The 17312-nt window shown below is 67.2% G+C and carries 18 protein-coding genes; 15 read left to right on the plus strand and 3 right to left on the minus strand.

The genetic code is table 11. The annotated features are described in order from the left end of the window. Positions 1 to 60 precede the first annotated feature (60 nt). The 5 genes from Q0C42_RS08965 to Q0C42_RS08985 all read left to right on the plus strand — a co-directional run bounded on the left by Q0C42_RS08965 (position 61) and on the right by Q0C42_RS08985 (position 4515). A complete protein-coding gene (locus Q0C42_RS08965) occupies positions 61 to 762 on the plus strand; it encodes a gamma-glutamylcyclotransferase (protein WP_295074496.1) in 702 nt (233 codons plus the stop codon). Between the two features lie 55 nt (positions 763 to 817). Next, positions 818 to 2011 carry a bifunctional phosphopantothenoylcysteine decarboxylase/phosphopantothenate--cysteine ligase CoaBC gene (gene coaBC / locus Q0C42_RS08970; RefSeq protein WP_295074497.1) on the plus strand — a complete coding sequence of 398 codons (1194 nt, stop codon included), beginning with the start codon at positions 818 to 820 and terminating at the stop codon, positions 2009 to 2011. A gap of 56 nt (positions 2012 to 2067) precedes the next feature. Then, positions 2068 to 2538 carry a dUTP diphosphatase gene (dut, locus tag Q0C42_RS08975; protein ID WP_295075314.1) on the plus strand — a complete coding sequence of 157 codons (471 nt, stop codon included), beginning with the start codon at positions 2068 to 2070 and terminating at the stop codon, positions 2536 to 2538. Further along, positions 2535 to 3569: a molybdopterin-synthase adenylyltransferase MoeB gene (locus tag Q0C42_RS08980; protein ID WP_295074498.1), complete on the plus strand. Its 1035-nt coding sequence runs from the start codon at positions 2535 to 2537 to the stop codon at positions 3567 to 3569. The genes dut and Q0C42_RS08980 overlap by 4 nt, the downstream gene beginning before the upstream one ends. Positions 3570 to 4029: 460 nt before the next feature. Continuing rightward, a complete protein-coding gene (locus tag Q0C42_RS08985) occupies positions 4030 to 4515 on the plus strand; it encodes a hypothetical protein (protein ID WP_295074499.1) in 486 nt (161 codons plus the stop codon). Positions 4516 to 4549: 34 nt separating this feature from the next. Here Q0C42_RS08985 and Q0C42_RS08990 read toward each other — a convergent pair whose 3' ends face one another. Continuing rightward, positions 4550 to 5920 carry an amidase gene (locus Q0C42_RS08990; RefSeq protein ID WP_295074500.1) on the minus strand — a complete coding sequence of 457 codons (1371 nt, stop codon included), beginning with the start codon at positions 5918 to 5920 and terminating at the stop codon, positions 4550 to 4552. 151 nt (positions 5921 to 6071) lie between these two features. Then, complete coding sequence (locus Q0C42_RS08995; protein ID WP_295074501.1) at positions 6072 to 6866, minus strand: class III extradiol ring-cleavage dioxygenase; 795 nt, start codon at positions 6864 to 6866, stop codon at positions 6072 to 6074. A 170-nt stretch (positions 6867 to 7036) separates the two neighbouring features. Between Q0C42_RS08995 and Q0C42_RS09000 the strand changes: the two genes are divergently transcribed. The 4 genes from Q0C42_RS09000 to Q0C42_RS09015 all read left to right on the plus strand — a co-directional run bounded on the left by Q0C42_RS09000 (position 7037) and on the right by Q0C42_RS09015 (position 11327). Next, positions 7037 to 7822, plus strand: coding sequence for a transporter substrate-binding domain-containing protein (locus Q0C42_RS09000; protein ID WP_295074502.1), 786 nt, complete (start codon positions 7037 to 7039; stop codon positions 7820 to 7822). Between the two features lie 36 nt (positions 7823 to 7858). Then, complete coding sequence (locus Q0C42_RS09005) at positions 7859 to 8653, plus strand: amino acid ABC transporter permease (RefSeq protein ID WP_295074503.1); 795 nt, start codon at positions 7859 to 7861, stop codon at positions 8651 to 8653. Positions 8654 to 8826: 173 nt separating this feature from the next. Next, positions 8827 to 10836 carry a M3 family metallopeptidase gene (locus tag Q0C42_RS09010; protein WP_295074504.1) on the plus strand — a complete coding sequence of 670 codons (2010 nt, stop codon included), beginning with the start codon at positions 8827 to 8829 and terminating at the stop codon, positions 10834 to 10836. 23 nt (positions 10837 to 10859) lie between these two features. Further along, positions 10860 to 11327, plus strand: a complete 468-nt coding sequence (locus Q0C42_RS09015; protein ID WP_295074505.1) for an MgtC/SapB family protein — start codon at positions 10860 to 10862, stop codon at positions 11325 to 11327. On the opposite strand, the gene Q0C42_RS09020 is transcribed toward Q0C42_RS09015, so the two are convergent. Beyond that, positions 11324 to 12283 carry a GlxA family transcriptional regulator gene (locus Q0C42_RS09020; protein WP_295074506.1) on the minus strand — a complete coding sequence of 320 codons (960 nt, stop codon included), beginning with the start codon at positions 12281 to 12283 and terminating at the stop codon, positions 11324 to 11326. The genes Q0C42_RS09015 and Q0C42_RS09020 overlap by 4 nt on opposite strands. 74 nt (positions 12284 to 12357) lie before the next feature. Here Q0C42_RS09020 and Q0C42_RS09025 point away from each other — a divergent pair, with 74 nt between their 5' ends. The 6 genes from Q0C42_RS09025 to Q0C42_RS09050 are packed head-to-tail and all read left to right on the plus strand — an operon-like array spanning position 12358 to position 17200. Beyond that, on the plus strand, positions 12358 to 13272 hold the full coding sequence (locus tag Q0C42_RS09025) for a 3-keto-5-aminohexanoate cleavage protein (protein ID WP_295074507.1): 915 nt from the start codon (positions 12358 to 12360) through the stop codon (positions 13270 to 13272). A gap of 6 nt (positions 13273 to 13278) precedes the next feature. Further along, on the plus strand, positions 13279 to 13614 hold the full coding sequence (locus Q0C42_RS09030) for a hypothetical protein (RefSeq protein ID WP_295074508.1): 336 nt from the start codon (positions 13279 to 13281) through the stop codon (positions 13612 to 13614). Positions 13615 to 13636: 22 nt separating this feature from the next. Next, entirely contained in the window at positions 13637 to 14257 is a 621-nt protein-coding gene (locus Q0C42_RS09035; protein WP_295074509.1) for an HD domain-containing protein, read from the plus strand. Beyond that, positions 14254 to 14532 (plus strand): hypothetical protein, encoded by a 279-nt coding sequence (locus Q0C42_RS09040; RefSeq protein WP_295074510.1) that lies wholly within the window; start codon positions 14254 to 14256, stop codon positions 14530 to 14532. Before Q0C42_RS09035 ends, Q0C42_RS09040 begins: the two co-directional genes overlap by 4 nt. 22 nt (positions 14533 to 14554) lie before the next feature. Further along, positions 14555 to 16033, plus strand: a complete 1479-nt coding sequence (locus tag Q0C42_RS09045) for a carnitine 3-dehydrogenase (protein WP_295074511.1) — start codon at positions 14555 to 14557, stop codon at positions 16031 to 16033. Positions 16034 to 16036: 3 nt separating this feature from the next. Continuing rightward, a complete protein-coding gene (locus tag Q0C42_RS09050) occupies positions 16037 to 17200 on the plus strand; it encodes an acyl-CoA dehydrogenase family protein (protein WP_295074512.1) in 1164 nt (387 codons plus the stop codon). The last annotated feature ends 112 nt before the right edge of the window (positions 17201 to 17312 follow it).

The raw sequence follows: 17312 nt of genomic DNA on the forward strand, positions 1-17312 counted from the left end.
GTCCCGGCTTGACCGAAGCTCCCGACTGGTGGGACCATCGGATCAAGAACGGGGACTACGATGCAAGTCACCAGACCGCCCAAGCTTACTCCAGACCATATCGCCCGCGTCCATCGCGCTATCGTGGATGCCGGTCCCGCCCCGGGTGTGGAGCAGCAGACCGATGCCGATTATGCCGATTGGGTCGCGCGGATCTTGCGCGACCATCCCGCCTTGGGCCGACCGATCCAGCTTTTTGCCTATGGCTCGTTGATCTGGAAACCCGAGCTGGAGCATCGCGCCGAGCGGCCCGCCGTGGCGCGGGGCTGGCACCGGGCCTTCTGTCTGCGCACACACCGCTTTCGGGGCACTCCCGACCGGCCCGGCTTGATGATGGCGCTGGACCGGGGCGGGCAATGCCGGGGCGTGATCTACGAACTGCCGCCCGAGGACCCCGCGACGCAGCTGGACCGGCTGTTCCGGCGCGAGTTCACCGTGAAGCCGATAAACTCGATGCCGCGCTGGCTGACAGTGCAGACGCCGGATGGTCCGTTGCAGGCGCTGGGCTTCGTGATGAACCGCGCCTCGCCCTACTACGCCCGTCGCCTGCCCCCCGAGGAGGTGGCCCGGACGCTGGCCCGCGCCTGCGGCCATTGGGGGACCGGGGCGGAGTATCTTCTGAACACGGTCACGCAACTGGACGCACGTGGCATCCGCGACGCGGGCCTGTGGCGGCTGCAGGCGCTGGTGGCCGAGGAGATCGACCGGATGGCTGCACCTTGAGTTTGCCGGGGTCCACCCCTACACCTTGAGGCAGGCCTTGAAGGGGAACCTGCCGATGTTGGCTGGCAAGCGGATACTTCTGATCATCGGCGGCGGGATCGCGGCCTACAAGGCGCTGGAGCTGATCCGGCTGATCCAGAAGGCGGGCGGCTCGGTCACGCCGGTGCTGACCCGCGCAGGGTCCGAGTTCGTGACGCCGCTGTCGGTGGGGGCGCTGGCGAAGTCGAAGGTGCACGAAGCGCTGTTCGACCTGACCTCCGAGGCCGAGATGGGGCATATCGAGCTTAGCCGTTCGGCTGACCTCCTGGTGGTGGCCCCCGCGACGGCGGACCTGATGGCGAAGATGGCATCGGGGCGGGCGGACGATCTGGCCTCGACCCTGCTTCTGGCGACGGACAAGCGGGTGCTGGTGGCCCCGGCGATGAATGTGCGGATGTGGCAGCATCCGGCGACGCAGCGGAACCTTGGCGTCCTGCGGTCGGATGGGGTGCTGATGGTTGGCCCCGACGAAGGCGAGATGGCCTGCGGCGAGTATGGGCCGGGGCGGATGGCGGAACCGGCGGTCATCGTTCAGGCGATTTCGCAGGCGCTTGGCGGGGGACCTTTGGCGGGAAAGCATGTGATCGTCACCTCGGGCCCGACACATGAACCCATCGACCCGGTGCGATATATCGCCAACCGCTCGTCGGGCGCGCAGGGCGCGGCGCTGGCGGCGGCGCTTCGGGACCTTGGCGCGCAGGTGACTTTCGTCACGGGGCCGGCAGTGGTGCCGCCTCCTGCCGGGGTCGAGATCGTCCGGGTGGAAACCGCGCGGGAAATGGCGGTCGCCGTCGAAGCGGCGCTGCCCGCCGATGCGGCGGTGATGGCAGCGGCGGTGGCGGATTGGCGGGTGGCAAATGCCTCGGGTCAGAAGCTGAAGAAGGACGGCTCGGGCAAGGCCCCCGCGCTGGAGTTCGCCGAGAACCCGGACATTCTGGCGGCGGTCTCGAAGGGCGCAAGGCGGCCGCGGCTGGTCGTGGGTTTTGCGGCCGAGACGGTGGATGTGGTGGCCCACGCCACCGCCAAGCGGGCCCGCAAGGGCTGCGACTGGATCGTCGCCAACGACGTCTCGCCCGCAACGGGCATCATGGGAGGGTCGGAGAACGCGGTCACGCTGATCTCGGACACAGGGGCCGAGACCTGGCCCCGGATGGGCAAGGACGAGGTCGCGCGGAAGCTGGCGGCGCGGATTGCCGAGGCGCTGCGCTAGGGGCTTCGTGCGGAGCCTCCGGCTGGGATATTTGGACAAAGATGAAAGGCGGGGCGATGGGACCGGTGGTGCAGGTGCTGTGGGAGGATTGGGCCGACCGGAGCCTGCCCTTGCCCGCCTATCAGACGGCGGGCGCGGCAGGGGCGGACCTCTGCGCGAACTTCCCCGAGGCTGGGCGCGAGGCGGGGTTGACGCTGGCACCGATGGGGCGGGCGATCTGCCCCACGGGCGTGCGCGTCGCGATCCCGGAGGGCTATGAGATGCAGGTCCGCCCCCGGTCCGGGCTGGCGTCGAAGCATGGGATCACGCTTCCCAATACGCCGGGCACCATCGACAGTGATTACCGGGGGCCGCTCGGGGTGTCCCTGATCAACCTGGGGACCGAGCCATATACGGTGCGGCACGGGGACCGGGTGGCTCAGGTGGTCGTCGCGCCGGTGGTGCAGGTTGGGTTCGCGGTGGTGGACGCGCTGGACGAGACAGAGCGGGGCGCGGGCGGGTTCGGGTCGACCGGGTTGCGCTCGTGATCGGGCTGCTGGGTTTCGTCGGGCTCTGGGCGGTCGGGCGCTGGCGGAACTGGGGGACGCGGTGGTGGTGGCTGGCGGCGGGCTGGTGGGTGATCCTGATGGTCGCCCATCTGCCGATACCGGTGGAGAACCCCGTGGCGCGGGTCGTCGGTGGTGATTTCAGGGGCTGGACGGTGTTCGGCCTGCTGGCGGCGGTCGTGCTGGGCTACCGCGAGGTGCTGCGGGCCGTGCGGCGGCGGAAGGTCGAGGAGCCGGTGGCCGCGCCTGTGGTGGGGACCTTCCGCGAGGTCGAGCTGGACCGCTATGCCCGCCACATCATCCTGCGCGAGATCGGGGGGCCAGGGCAGAAACGGTTGAAGGCGGCGCGCGTGCTGGTCGTGGGGGCGGGGGGGCTGGGGTCTCCGGTCCTGCTCTATCTCGCGGCGGCGGGGGTGGGGGTGATCGGGGTGATCGATGACGACGTGGTGGAGGGGTCGAACCTGCAGCGGCAGGTGATCCACACCGACGGGCGGATCGGGATGCCGAAGGTTTTTTCCGCCGAGGTCGCGATGCGGGCCTTGAACCCGTTCATCGAGGTGCGGCCCTATCATCGGCGGCTGACCGAGGAGATCGCGGTGGACCTGGTTCGCGCGTTCGATCTGGTGCTGGACGGGACCGACGATTTCGACACGCGCTACCTGGTCAACCGGGCCTGTGTGGCGGCGGGGGTTCCTCTGATCAGCGGGGCGATCACGCAGTGGGAGGGGCAGGTCAGCCTCTTCGACCCGGCGAAAGGAGGGCCGTGCTATGCCTGCGTCTTCCCGGTGAAGCCTGCTCCTGGTCTGGTGCCGACCTGTGCCGAGGCGGGGGTGGCGGCGCCCTTGCCGGGGGTCATCGGGGCGATGATGGCGATGGAGGCGGTGAAGTGGGTCACGGGGGCCGGTGAGGGGCTGGCGGGGCGGCTGATGATCCACGATGCCCTCTATATGGAGACCCGGGTGATCGGGGTGAAGAAGCGGGCGGATTGTGAGGTCTGCGGGGGGGCGCATTGAGGGGTGCCCACGCGTGGACAGGTTTTTCGGTCTTTTGGAATCAAGGGGTTGAGTGTGGGCGTTTACGTTGCGTTAGGGATTAGGGTGAGTGGTTTGGAGGGCCTTAGGCGTGGTCGCGGGGTTGGGGCGGGATTGAAATTGAGCGCTGACGCGCGCCTTTTGTCTCGCCTCTGGCCTGCGGCCAACCGGCTCCGGAGAGCCTCCGGCGGGGATATTTGGGGCCAGGTGAAAGGCGGGGTTTTAGGGTACGGTGAACTGTGAGGTCTGAAGTGTGATGCGTATCCCAAAGCCGATCCTGTGGGCTGCAGGTCTTGTGCTTGGCGTCTGGTTTCTTTGGCGGATCGCCTATCCGGCATTCGACTGGCATCAGAAGCTGACGCTGGTCGTGGAAACGCCTTCGGGCGAAGTCACCGGGTCCTCGGTCAGTTCGATGCGGGTGACGATGAGGCCTGGTTTGTTCATGGACTCCCCCAGCATTGGCGTCGCGTTTTTCGGCGAGGCAGCTTTCGTCGAGGTCGCGGCGGGCCGCTATCTGTTTGCGCTGGTCAGCAATGGCGCCGGTTGGGCGAGCGACACCTTTGCGCCGATCGCAGTGGAGCGGAACTTCACTTCACGGATGCGCTTGATCGAGGCAAGCAGAGGCGATCCGGCGAAGGATATCCCCAGGGACCGGTGGCCGATGCTGGTGACGTTCGAGGACATTACCAAGCCGGAGACGGTGCGGGAGGTGGAACCGGAGGACCTTGCGGCGGTGTTTGGCGAGGGGGTGCGGTTGCAGGCGGTGAGGCTGGAGATCACGGAGGAGGCGGTGACGGAGGGGGCGTTGGATGCGCTTTTGCCGTGGCTTGAGACTTACCCGGAAGCCGCGCTGCTGCCAAAGATTGATCCGAATGACTGGTCTTTGAGGGCGACTTTACGCCACGGGGATTTCATCCGGCGACCGTAATTGGATGCGTTGGAATGGTGCGCTGTAGCGCACCCTACGATATCGCAGGGATTTCGGGGGCGAGGAGGTCGGCCAGGTCGAGGAGGATGTGCTCGTTCCCGCGGTCGGCGAGGGCCTGGATGCCGATGGGGTGCGTAGCGGTGCGGCTGGTGGTGAGGGCGAGGCCGGGTAGGCCCATGAAGGGCGGGGCGATCTGGGGCATTTGCGCCACGATCACCTTGGCGAAGGCGTTGGGGCTGCTGGTGTCGTAGTGATCGGGGAAGGGGAGTGCGCCCGAGACGGGGGTCAGGAGGACCGGCCAGTCGGTGAAGAAGGCGCGCCAGAGGCGGGCGAGGCGGGCGCGGGATTGAAGCGCGCGCATGAAGCTTTCGAGGGTGGGCGCGGGGGCGAGTCTGGTGAGTTCGCCGTGGACGAAGCTCGCGTCGGGGTCGGCCTCGCGGGCGATGGCGTCGGCGCCACCCAGGCCGAATTCGGAGAGCCAGAGGGTGAGTTGCAGCTCCATCGCCTCGCGAAAGGGCGGCAGGGTCGGGGTGCCGATGTCCCAGCCCTGGGCTTCTAGGGTCTTGGCGGCTTCGGTGAGGGCGGCCTGGATCGCGGGGTCGGTTTGCAACCCGTCGGGGGTAAGGGCAAGGGCGGCGCGTTTGGGGTAGGGCGCGGGGGAGTAGGCGGTGTGCCAGGGGTCGCGCGGGTCGGGCTGGGAGAGGGCCTGTAGCCCTAGGCGCAGGTCGGCGGCCGAGCGGGCGAGGGGGCCGGAGGTGGCCATGAGTTGCCCGCCGATCAACCTGTCACCGGCGGTGGCGTTGAAGGCGGGGACGCGGCCGAGGCCGGGGCGCAGGCCGTGGATGCCGCAGGCATAGGCCGGGTAGCGGATCGATCCTGCGATGTCGGTGCCGTGGGCGATGGCCCCGAGACCGGCGGCGGTGGCGGAGGCGGCGCCTCCGGACGATCCGCCGGGGGTGAGGGCGGGGAAGGCGGGGTTCTTCGTGGCACCGTGGAGCGCGTTGCGGGTGAACCAGCGCAAGCTGAAGGCGGGCGTGTTGGTGCGGCCGACGATCACCGCCCCGGCGCGGCGGAGGTTGGCGACGGGCGGGCTGTCCTCGGTGGCGACAAGGTCGGACTGGATGCGCAGGCCGTTCGTGGTGGCCTGGCCCTGCTGGTCGATGTTGACCTTCACGGTGACGGGGACGCCGGCGAGGGGGCCGGGGTCCTCACCGCGCGCAAGGGCTGCGTCGATGGACTGGGCGGCGGCCAGCGCTTGGTCATCCATGCGTTGCACGATGGCGTTGAGGCCGGGGTTCAGCCGGTCGATGCGGGCGAGGGTGGCCTGTGCAGCCTCGACTGCGGAAAGCTCGCGGTTGCGGATCAGGCGGGCGAGGGCTGAAGCGGTGAGGGTGGCGGGGTCCATGAACGCTCCTTCGTCAGGGCGCAGGGTGGACCGGATCGCCGGGCTTGGGAAGGGGGAGGGTGGGCGATGCGCCCACCCTACGCGGGTGCGGTGCAGGACGCCGCGCCGGCGGGTGGGCGCAAGGGTAGGGTGGGCAATGCGCCCACCGTCGCTAGCCGATCCGGTAGCTTGACGCGGTGACGCCGCCGAACAGGCCGGTGTCGTGATAGACCATCTCTGCCGTCTCGCCTTCGGCCGCGCCAAGGGCAGCGAAGAGGGGGACGAAGTGGTCTTCCTCCTTGTGGCAGGTGCGCGCGTAGGGGGCGTCCTCCCAGTGGATCAGGCGGTTGGTGCGGTCTTCCGGTGCGGCGGCCATCGTCTGGGCCAGCCAGGCGTCGAAGGCGTCGGAGGGGACCTTCGCCCCCGGTCCGAAGAGGCGCAGGTTGTGGTAGGAGAGGCCGGAGCCGACGATGAGGACACCCTCGTCGCGCAGGGGTGCGAGGGCTCGGCCAAGGGCGAAGTGTTCGGCGGGGGAGTAGCCCTTGCGGAGCGAAACCTGGAAGAGCGGCACGCTGGCGTCGGGGTACATGACGAAGGCGGGCACGAAAGTGCCATGATCATAGCCCTGTTCGGGGTCCAGCCGGACCGGCAGGCCCGCGGCGGCGATCAGGTCATGCGCCCTTTGCGCAAGGTCGGGCGCGCCGGGGGCCTTGTACTGGATCTGGAAGGTCTCGGGGGGAAAGCCGGAGTAGTCGTAGACCATCGGCGGGTGGGCCGAGGACATGACGGCGAATCTTGCGTCCTCCCAGTGACCCGAGATCATCAGGATCGCCTTGGGGCGTTCGGGCAGGTCCTTGACCATCTGGACGAAGCTGGCCTCCAGGTTTTTGAACATGGCGCGCCAGTCGGGCATCCAGGGCCAGGGGCCGCCGCCGTGGCTGATGAAATAGGTGGGCATGCGGGTCATTGCAGTCTCCATCGCCGGTTGGAAGGAAGATGGGGGATCGGGGCGGGCCGCGCAATTCCGCGCGCGGGGCGGGCTGGCGTGCGCGGATGCACAGGGCCGCGTCGCGCCTTGCATCGGCAGGGGACCGTGGCATAGTCGGGATTTGATCAATCAGCCCCGGAGACTGACCGATGAAACTGACCGCTGCTGCCCTGCTTGGCCTTGCTTCCCTGACCCTGCCTGCCCTGGCGCAGGACCTGCCGGACCTTGGCGGCCGCGAGGTCGTCGTCGTGACCGAGAACGCCTATCCGCCGCTGCAGTTCCTTGACAAGGATGGCGCCGCCGTGGGCTGGGAATATGACGCGATGGCCGAGATCGCCAAGCGGCTGAACATCACCGTGAAATATGAGAACACCAGCTGGGATGCGATGATCCCGGCGGTGTCGGAAGGCCAGTACGATCTTGGCATGACCGGGATCACCATCAAGGACGAGCGCAAGGAGAAAGTGGACTTCTCGGAGCCCTACATGCGGTCGGAAATGCTTATGATCGTGCGCGGCGACGAGGAACGCTTTACCGATGCGGCGTCCTTTGCGGCGATCCCGGAGCTGCTGGTCTCGGCCCAGCCCGGCACATCCCCCTTCTATGCGGCGATCTACAATATCCTGGACGGCAACGAGGAGAACCCTCGGGTCATCAAGTTCGAGACCTTCGGGGCCGGGCTTGAGGCGCTGAAGTCGGGCGATGTGGACCTGACGCTGTCGGATTCGACGGCGGCGAACGGCTATGTGCAGGCGTCGAATGGAGGGCTGAAGATCATCGGCGAGCCGCTGGCGTCCGAGGATTTCGGGTTCATCTTCCCCAAGGGGTCGGACCTGGTCGCGCCCGTGAACGCGGCGATTGCGTCGATGAAGGCGGACGGCACGCTGGACGGGCTGAACCAGAAGTGGTTCGTCGAGTACAAGATGGGTGAGTGAAGGGCGGCCCCCGGTCCCGAGGCCGGGGGCAACCTGATGGCCCCGAACGCCGATCCGGACAAGGACTTTCCCTGGTGGCTGGTGATCCTCGTGGTCAGCGGCCTTTGGCTTTTGTACGAGATGCTGGCGGATGAGGTCTATGCCTCGGCGCTGCGGGTGTTGTCGAAGGGGCTGGTCATCACGCTGACCGTCGCGGTGGTGGCCTACCTGGGCGCCTGCGCCATCGGGCTGGGGCTCGCGATGATGGGGCTGTCGCGGTATCTGGTCCTGCGGCAGGTGGCGCGGTTCTACATCGAGGTGATGCGGGGCGTGCCGATCATCGTCCTTCTGCTGTACGTGGCCTTCGTGCTGGTGCCGGGCGTGGTCGCGGGGGTGAATGCGCTGGCGGGCGACGAGATCATGCGGACCCGCGATGTGCCGTTGCTGTGGCGAGCGGTGCTGGCCCTGATGCTGGCCTATTCCGCTTTTCTGGCCGAGATCTTCCGGGCCGGGCTGCAGGCTGTGGACAAGGGCCAGATCGAGGCGGCGCAGTCCCTGGGTCTGAACGGCTGGCAAAGGTTCCGGCATGTTCGATTTCCACAGGCTTTTAGGCTGATCCTGCCGCCCTTGGGCAATGATTTTGTGGCAATGGTGAAAGACAGCTCGCTGGTGGCGGTGCTGGGAATCTCGGACGTCGCGCAACTGGCCAAGGTCACGGCGGCCGGAAACTTCCGATATTTCGAGACCTACAACGTGGCCGCATTCCTGTACCTGGTGATGACCATCGGACTGAGCCTGGTGTTGCGGCGGTTCGAGGCCCGGATGCGGTCGCGCGGGCGGGACGGTTCGTGAGCGGAGCGGCATTCGCCGCAAGTCCTTTGTCTCGTCGTCGGGCTTCGCCTCCTCCTCGGTCGCTGGGGGTTTTCCACCCCCAGACCCCCGGAGGATATTTGGGCAAATGTGAAAGGCCATGGGTGGACCTCGTCCGGACGCGCGCCTAGCTTGGCGGGCAAAGGAGATTTGCGATGAACGTGCTTCTGGAAAAGTGGGAAACTCCGTTCGGACTGCCTCCGTTTGCGGCGATCCGGGACGAGGACTTCGGTCCGGCCTTTGACGAGGCTTTGGCGCGGGCACGGGCGAACATCGCGGCAATTGCGGAGGGTCCGGGGACAACCTTCACTGAGGTGATCGAGGCGCTGGAGCTGGCCGAGGGCGACCTCGACCGGGTGGCCGGGGTGTTCTACAATCTGGCGGGTGCCGACAGTACCGAGGCGCGCGAGGCACTGATGCGGGAACTGGCGCCGAAAATGAGCGCTTTCTCCAGCGAGGTCACCAACAACAAGGCGCTTTGGGCGAAGATCGACGCCTTGTGGCAGGGGCGCGAAGCCTTGGGTCTGACGCCCGAACAGGGGCGGGTGCTGGAGCTATACCGGCAGATGTTCGTGCGGTCCGGCGCGGCGCTGGAGGGGGCGGCGGCAGAGCGGCTGACAGCGGTCAAGTCGCGGCTGGCGGTGCTGGGGACGGCGTTCGGGCAGAACCTGCTGGCCGATGAGCGGTCATGGTTCATGGAATTGGCGGAGGCCGATTTCACAGCCCTGCCGGGCTTCGTCCAGGACGCGGCCAAGGCGGCGGGAGCGGAAAAGGGCACCGGGCCGGTGGTGACGCTGAACCGGTCGCTGATCGTGCCGGTCCTGCAGTTTTCCCCGAACCGTGCCCTGCGCGAGAAGGCCTATGAGGCCTGGGTCGCGCGCGGGGCCAATGGGGGCGAGACGGACAACCGGGCGGTTGCGGCGGAAATCCTGGCTTTGCGGCACGAGCGGGCGCAGCTTCTCGGCTATGCCGACTTTGCCGCCTTCAAGCTGGAGCCGGAGATGGCGAAGACTCCGGCTGCGGTGCGCGACCTCTTGATGCGGGTCTGGCAGCCGGCGCGGGGCAAGGCGCTGGCGGATGCGGCGGTGCTGGAGGCGATGCTGAAAGCGGACGGGCATCCGGGGCCGCTGGAGCCCTGGGACTGGCGCTATTACAGCGAGAAGCGTCGCCGCGCCGAGCATGATCTGGATGAGGCGGTCCTGAAGCCATACCTGTCGCTGGACGCCATGCTGGGAGCGATGTTCGACTGTTCGACCCGGCTTTTCGGGCTGGAATTCCGCGAGATTGCGGGTCCGTTCTATCACCCCGACGTGCGGGGGTGGGAGGTGACCCGCGGCGGCAACCACGTCGCGGTCTTCCTGGGCGACTACTTCGCGCGGGGATCGAAGCGGTCGGGGGCCTGGTGTTCGGCGATGCGGTCGCAGCGCAAGCTGGGCGGCGAGCAGCGGCCCATCGTGGTGAACGTGTGCAACTTCGCCAAGGGCGATCCGTGCCTTCTGTCCTATGACGACGCGCGGACATTGTTCCACGAATTCGGCCATGCGCTGCATCAGATGCTGTCCGACGTGACGTATGGCTTCATCAGCGGGACCTCCGTGGCGCGCGATTTCGTGGAACTACCGAGCCAGCTTTACGAGCATTGGCTGGAGGTGCCCTCGGTCCTTGAGGCGCATGCGCGGCACCATGTGACCGGCGAGCCCATGCCCGCCGACATGCTGAAGCGGCTTCTGGATGCCGGGACCTACGACCAGGGCTTTGCCACGGTGGAGTTCGTCGCAAGCGCGATGGTGGACCTGGAGTTCCACACCGGCGCGCCGTCCGCGGATCCCTTGCAGAAGCAGGCGGAGGTGCTGGAGGCCCTGGGGATGCCGCGCGCGATCCGGATGCGCCATGCGACGCCGCATTTCGCGCATGTGTTCAGCGGCGACGGCTATTCCAGCGGGTACTACAGCTATATGTGGTCCGAAGTGATGGACGCCGACGCCTTCGCGGCCTTCGAGGAGGCGGGTGATGCGTTTGATCCGGCCACGGCGGCGCGGCTGGAGAAGTTCATCCTGTCGGCGGGCGGCTCTGAAGATGCCGAGGCTCTGTACCTGAAATTCCGGGGCCGGATGCCGGGCGTGGAACCGTTGCTGAAGGGCCGGGGTTTGCTTGAGCCGGCGTGACGCCGGGTGACGGGAGAGCTTGCTTGGACATCTTTCACAGCTGGGACCTCGATGCGGCCCTGTCGAACCTGATCACCCTGGGGGTGGCCTATCTGCTGGCGCTGCCCATCGGCTGGAACCGGGAGCGGGAGGAACGCAGCGCCGGGCTGCGGACCTTTCCCCTGGTTGCCATCGCATCCTGCGGCTTCGTCATGGTGGCGCTGGACGTGATCGGGCCGAACTCGGGCGAGCATTCGCGTATCCTGGAAGGCCTGATGACCGGGATCGGCTTCATTGGCGGGGGCGCCATCCTGAAGCAGGGCGACCAGGCCAGGGGTACGGCGACGGCGGCAAGCCTCTGGGCCACCGGGGCCATCGGCGCGGCCGTGGGGTATGGGCAACTGGACATTGCGGTGATCCTCAGCCTGGTCACGGTGCTGACGCTGATCCTGCTTACTCCGCTGCGCAGGGTCGTGCAGGACCGCGGCGAATTCGACCGGGAGGAGTCCTAGCGGCGCAGGCTGCCCGGCGGCTGGCCGAAGCGGGCGCGAAAGGCGCGGGACAGGGTGGATGGGCTGGAGAATCCGGTGCGGAGCGCGACCTCGGCGACGGGGTGGCGGGTGTCGGTCAGCATCCGGCGCGCGGCCTGCAAGCGAAGATCCAGGGCATGGGCGGCGGGCGTGGTTCCCAGCGCGGTCCGGAACAGCGTTTCCAGGCGGCGCGGGGAAACGCCGACCGCATTGGCAGTGGTGGCCGCAGGTTCCGGGGCGTCAATCCGCGCCTCCATCCGAGCAAGTGCCTGGGCCACGCGCGGGTCGAGGGTCGGGTCCTGTGCGTCCGCGATCTGCGGCTCGTGGCCGTGGCGGACCGTGGCCAGGAAGCTGGCGGCGACCTGACGCGCAAGGGCGGCACCGTGGCGGGCGCGGATCAGGTGCAGCATGAAATCGGCGGCCGGTGCTGCGCCTGCAATGGTCACCCGGTTGCGGTCGATGACGAAGCGGTCGGGCACGACATCGACATGCGGATGGGCGGCGGCGAGGTCCTCGAGATCCTCCCAGTGGACGGTGGCGCGGTGGCCGTCGAGGAGACCGGCGCGGGCCAGGACCCAGGGGGCGGCGTCGATGCCACCGACGAGCGCGAAGCGGGGCGCGATGCGGCGAAGGTCGCGGATCAGCGGGCGCGTCGCGACCTCGGCCAGACGGTAGCCGGCGATGACGATCAGGGCGTCGGCACCGGTGGCGTGGGAGAGGGGGCCGGAGGAAGGAAGCTCGATCCCGCAGGTCAGGGGCACGGGTGCGCCGTCGGGCGAGACGACGCGCCAGCGGTAAGCTTCGTGGCCGAGTTGGCGGTTGGCGTTGCGCAAGGGGTCAAGGGCCGAGGCGACCTCCAGTATCGAGGCCTGCGGCAGGACCAGAAGCGCGATGGTCAGGGGATCGCGCGCGGGTTGGAAGATGGCACTTTCCGTCATGAAGATTTCGTAAAACGCAAAGCGTGGGCTGGCAAGGGGGCTATGGTGTGGGGAAAGCCTTTGGAGGGAACCCGATGCCGCTCAACATGAACAAGGAAGTCTTCATCACCTGCGCGGTGACCGGTTCCGGTGGCACGCAGGACCGGTCCCCCCATGTTCCGCGCAGCCCCAAGCAGATCGCCGAAAGCGCCATCGCGGCGGCCAAGGCGGGCGCGGCGGTGGTGCATTGCCATGTGCGCGACCCCGAGACGGGCAAGCCGTCCCGCAAGCTGGAATACTACCGCGAGGTCACCGACCGCATCCGCGACAGCGACACCGACGTGGTGCTGAACCTGACCGCCGGGATGGGCGGCGACATGTATTTCGACGATACCGAAACGATGACGACGATGGCCGCAAGGTCCGACATGTGCGGTGCCGAAGAGCGGGTGGCGCATATCGTCGAATGCCGCCCGGAAATCTGCACGCTGGACTGCGGCACAATGAACTTCAACGAGGCCGACTACGTGATGGTCAACACGCCCGGCATGCTGCGCGACATGGCGAAGCGGATGACGGCGGCGGGTGTCAGGATCGAGATCGAGGCTTTCGACACTGGCCATCTGTGGCTGGCGAAAGAGCTGGTGAAGGAGGGCGTGATCCCGGAACCCGTGCTGGTGCAGCTTTGCATGGGCGTACCGTGGGGTGCCCCGGACGACCTGAACACCTTCATGGCGATGGTGAACAACGTCCCCGCCGGCTGGCATTTCAGCGCCTTTGGACTGGGCCGCAACGAGATGGCCTATGTCGCCGCGGCCACGATTGCGGGCGGCAACGTGCGGGTCGGGTTGGAGGACAACCTCTGGCTGGAAAAGGGCGTCCTTGCGACCAACGCCCAGCTGGTGGAACGTGCGGCGACCATCGTCGAGAACCTGGGTGCGCGGGTGATCACCCCCGCCGAGGTCCGGGCGCGGCTGAAGCTGGAAAAGCGGGCGCCGGTCACGAAATGATCGGCCTTGGACGTCCTGCTGACCGTGCTGGCGATCATGGCGGCTGGGTACGTCACCCCCGTCCTGATGCCCAACTGGCGCTGGCTGGCGGGGCTTGCGGCACTTGGGGCAGTGGCCGGACTTGCGCTGTGGTTCGGCTGGGTCGAACGTCAGACCGACGGGCTTGGGGCGGGGGTGGCGGCGCTGCTCGTCCTTTCGGTCGCGGGGGTTTTCACGCTGGGCCTTGCGGTCCGCGCGCTGGTGCTGTGGCGCGGATGGACCGGGGGCCGGGCAGCCGTGGCCACGGTGCTGGGGGCGCTTATCTGGTTGGGCGCGATCTTCTGGATGATCTGGACAAGCTAAGCCGCAAAGGCAGGGGGTAAGGATGGACAAGGTCAAGTTCACGGCGATGAAGGACGGCGATGCCGCCGATTACGCCATGCTGGACGTGCATGAGCGGGACTATGCCGCGGGGACGGCGGATCGGCTGCTGACGGCACTGGTCGAGCTGGATGAAAGCCTGTCGGGCTATCAGGTCACCCGGCTGGGCCATTCCTTGCAGGCGGCGACCCGCGCCTGGCGGGCAGGGGCGGATACCGACTGGGTGGTCGCGGCCCTGCTGCATGACATCGGCGACATCTATGCGCCCTACAATCACGACGAATACGCCGCCGCGATCCTGAAGCCCTTCGTCCGGGAACAGGTGACCTGGGTGGTGGAAAAGCACGGCGATTTCCAGCGGCTCTACTACGCCCACCACGTTGGCGGGAACCAGCATGCCCGCGACCGTTTCAAGGGCCATGCCTATTATGACGACTGCGCCCAGTTCTGCGAAGCCTGGGACCAGTCCAGCTTCGATCCCGCCTATCCGATGATGTCGGTCGCAGACTTCGCGCCCCTGGTGCGCGAGGTCTTTGCCCGCAAGGCCTATGATCCGGCCGTGATCCGGTCCGGTGAGCGGGTGCCGCTGACCGACCCCGCCCTTGCGGCCGGGCGGGCTGGATGAGGTCGTTCGCGCTGATCGCGGCGCTGGCGCTGTCGGCCTGTACCCCGGAGCCGGTCTGGGTCACGCCGGCCGGGGTGTCTTTGGGGGTGGTCGACTGCGACAGCCCGGCGCCTCTGGTGAGCGGCAAACGGGTTGAGGTGTGCCTCGCCCGTGCCATAGCCCAGACGCCGGTCGAGATCGCGCGGTGCGAAAGGGATGGCGGGCGGGTCGGACCGATCTCGCCCATCGATGACAGGTTTGCCTGCACCTACCGCAAGCCGGGGGCGGGGGTGTGAGGACATGATAGGGGACGGAAAGATGAACAGGAAAGCGGCAATCATCGGGGGCGGAGTGATCGGCGGCGGTTGGGCCGCGCGGTTCCTGCTGAACGGCTGGGATGTTGGCGTCTTCGACCCCGACCCCGAAGCCGAGCGGAAGATTGCGGCGGTGATGTCGAATGCACGGGCCGCGCTGCCTGCGCTGTCGGACGTCCCGATGCCGCCGGAGGGGAAGCTGACCTTCCACGGCACCATCGGCGAGGCGGTCGAGGGCGCGGAATATGTGCAGGAGTCGGTCAGCGAGCGGATCGAGCTGAAGCACAAGGTCTATGCCCAGTTGCAACAGGCCAATCCGGGCGTGCTGATCGGGTCCTCGACCAGCGGGTTCAAGGCCAGCGACCTGCAGAAAGGGTCGCCCGCGCCGCAGAACATCATCGTCGCGCATCCGTTCAACCCGGTCTACCTGCTTCCCTTGTCCGAGGTGTCGGGATCGGACCGGAACCCGGTCGAGGTGGTGGAAAAGACCGTGCAGATCATGAAGGACATCGGGATGTTCCCCCTGGTGATCCGGCACGAGATCGACGCCTTCATCGGCAACCGCTTTCTGGAAGCCGTCTGGCGCGAGGCGTTGTGGATGCTGAAGGACGGCATCGCCACCACCGAGGAGATCGACGAGGCGATCCGCATGGGCTTTGGCCTGCGCTGGGGGCAAATGGGCCTTTTCGAGACCTACCGAATTGCGGGCGGCGAGGCGGGGATGCGGCACTTCATGGCGCAGTTCGGCCCGGCGCTGAAATGGCCCTGGACCAAGCTGATGGATGTGCCCGAGTTCAACGAGGAACTGGTGGACCTGGTGGCCAACCAGTCCGACGCGCAGTCCGGGATGTACACGATCCGCGAGCTGGAGCGCATCCGCGACCGGAACCTCGTGGGGTTCTTGCGGTCGCTCAAGGATCGGAACTGGGGCGCGGGCAAGGTCCTGAAGGAACATGACGAACGCCGCGCCGCCGCCTTCCTCGCGCAGATGCAGACGGGCCTCGACACCTCGGCGAAGCCGGCGCCGCTGGTGATGTGGCAGGGCCAGGTCCTGCCGGGCTGGATCGACTACAATGGCCACATGACCGAGAGCCGCTACCTCTTCGCCTGCTCGGAAACCGTCGACAACTTCCTGCGGATGATCGGCGCAGGCATGGATTACGTCGAAGCCGGTCACAGCTACTACGCCGCCGAAACCCATATCCGCCACCTGGCCGAAGCCAAGCTCGGCGACCAGATCCGTGGCGAGTTGCAGATGATCAGCGCCGACGAGAAGCGCTTCCGCCACTCCGTGCGGCTCATGGTCGGCGACACCTGCGTCGCCACGGTGGAGCAGCTCTACCTCCACGTCGACATGAAGGTCGGCAAGTCCGTTCCGGCCGCGCCCGAGGTCTGGAAGAAACTGGAGACACTGGCGAATGCCCACGCCGAACTGCCCATGCCGGATGGCGCGGGCCGGGCGGTCGGGCAAAAGAAGGGATAAGCGATGGATTTCGGACTGACCGAAGAACAGCGGATGATCGTCGACACGACGCGGGCCTTCGTGGAGACCGAGCTTTATCCGCACGAACTTGCGGTGGAACGCACGGGCGTCCTGCCGGTCGAGCTGATCCGCGAGATCCAGCAAAAGGCCATCGCCGCGGGGCTTTACGCGGCCAACATGCCGGTCGAGGTCGGCGGCGCGGGGCTCGATACCTTGTCGTGGCTGCTTTACGAAAAGGAACTGGGCCGGGCGAACTATGCGCTGCACTGGACCTGCGTGGCGCGGCCGTCGAACATCCTGCTGGCGGGTAATGCCGAGCAGCGGGAGCGGTATCTGATGCCCTGCATCCGGGGAGAGACCTGGGATTGCCTGGCGATGACCGAACCCGGCGCGGGGTCGGATCTGCGGGGGATGAAGGCCTCGGCCCGCCCGGACGGCGGCGATTGGGTGCTGAACGGGACGAAGCATTTCATCAGCCACGCCGATCTGGCGGGGTTTGCGATCGTGTTCATGGCAACCGGAGAGGAACAGACGTCGCGCGGCCCGAAAAAGCTGATCACGGCGTTCTTCGTCGACAAGGGAACGCCCGGGTTCACTGTGCGCGAGGGGTATCGGAACGTCAGCCACCGGGGCTACACGAACGCGGTGCTGGAGTTCGACGATTGCCGGGTGCCTGCGGCGAACGTGCTGGGGGAGGTCCACAAGGGCTTCGAGGTGGCGAATTCCTGGCTGGGTGCGACCCGGTTGCAGGTGGCTTCGACCTGCCTTGGCCGGGCGGAGCGGGCCTTGGGTCACGCGATTGCCTATGCGGCAGAGCGCAAGCAGTTCGGGCAGGCGATCGGCAAGTTCCAGGGGGTGTCGTTCAAGCTGGCCGACATGGCGATGGAGCTGAAGGCGGCCGAGCTTCTAACGCGGGAAGCCGCGTGGAAATACGACCAGGGGACGGTGACCGAGGCCGACATGTCGATGGCCAAGCTGAAGGCGACCGAAGTGCTGGCCATGGTCGCGGATGAGGCGATCCAGATTCATGGCGGCATGGGGCTGATGGACGAGCTGCCTCTGGAGCGGATCTGGCGGGACTCACGCGTGGAGCGGATCTGGGAGGGTACCTCGGAAATCCAGCGGCACATCATCAGTCGCGAATTGCTGAGGGCGGTCGGGGGCTGAGCCGTCGGCAGCGGGGGTTTCACACCCCCGCACCCCCGTGGGATATTTGAGGACAGATGAAAGGGTTTGTTAACCTTGGCCTGCAAGAGTGATCGGGCGGTACAGGCGGGGA

The sequence above is a fragment of the Tabrizicola sp. genome (assembly GCF_022842145.1).
In the GTDB taxonomy this organism is placed as follows: Bacteria; Pseudomonadota; Alphaproteobacteria; order Rhodobacterales; family Rhodobacteraceae; genus Tabrizicola.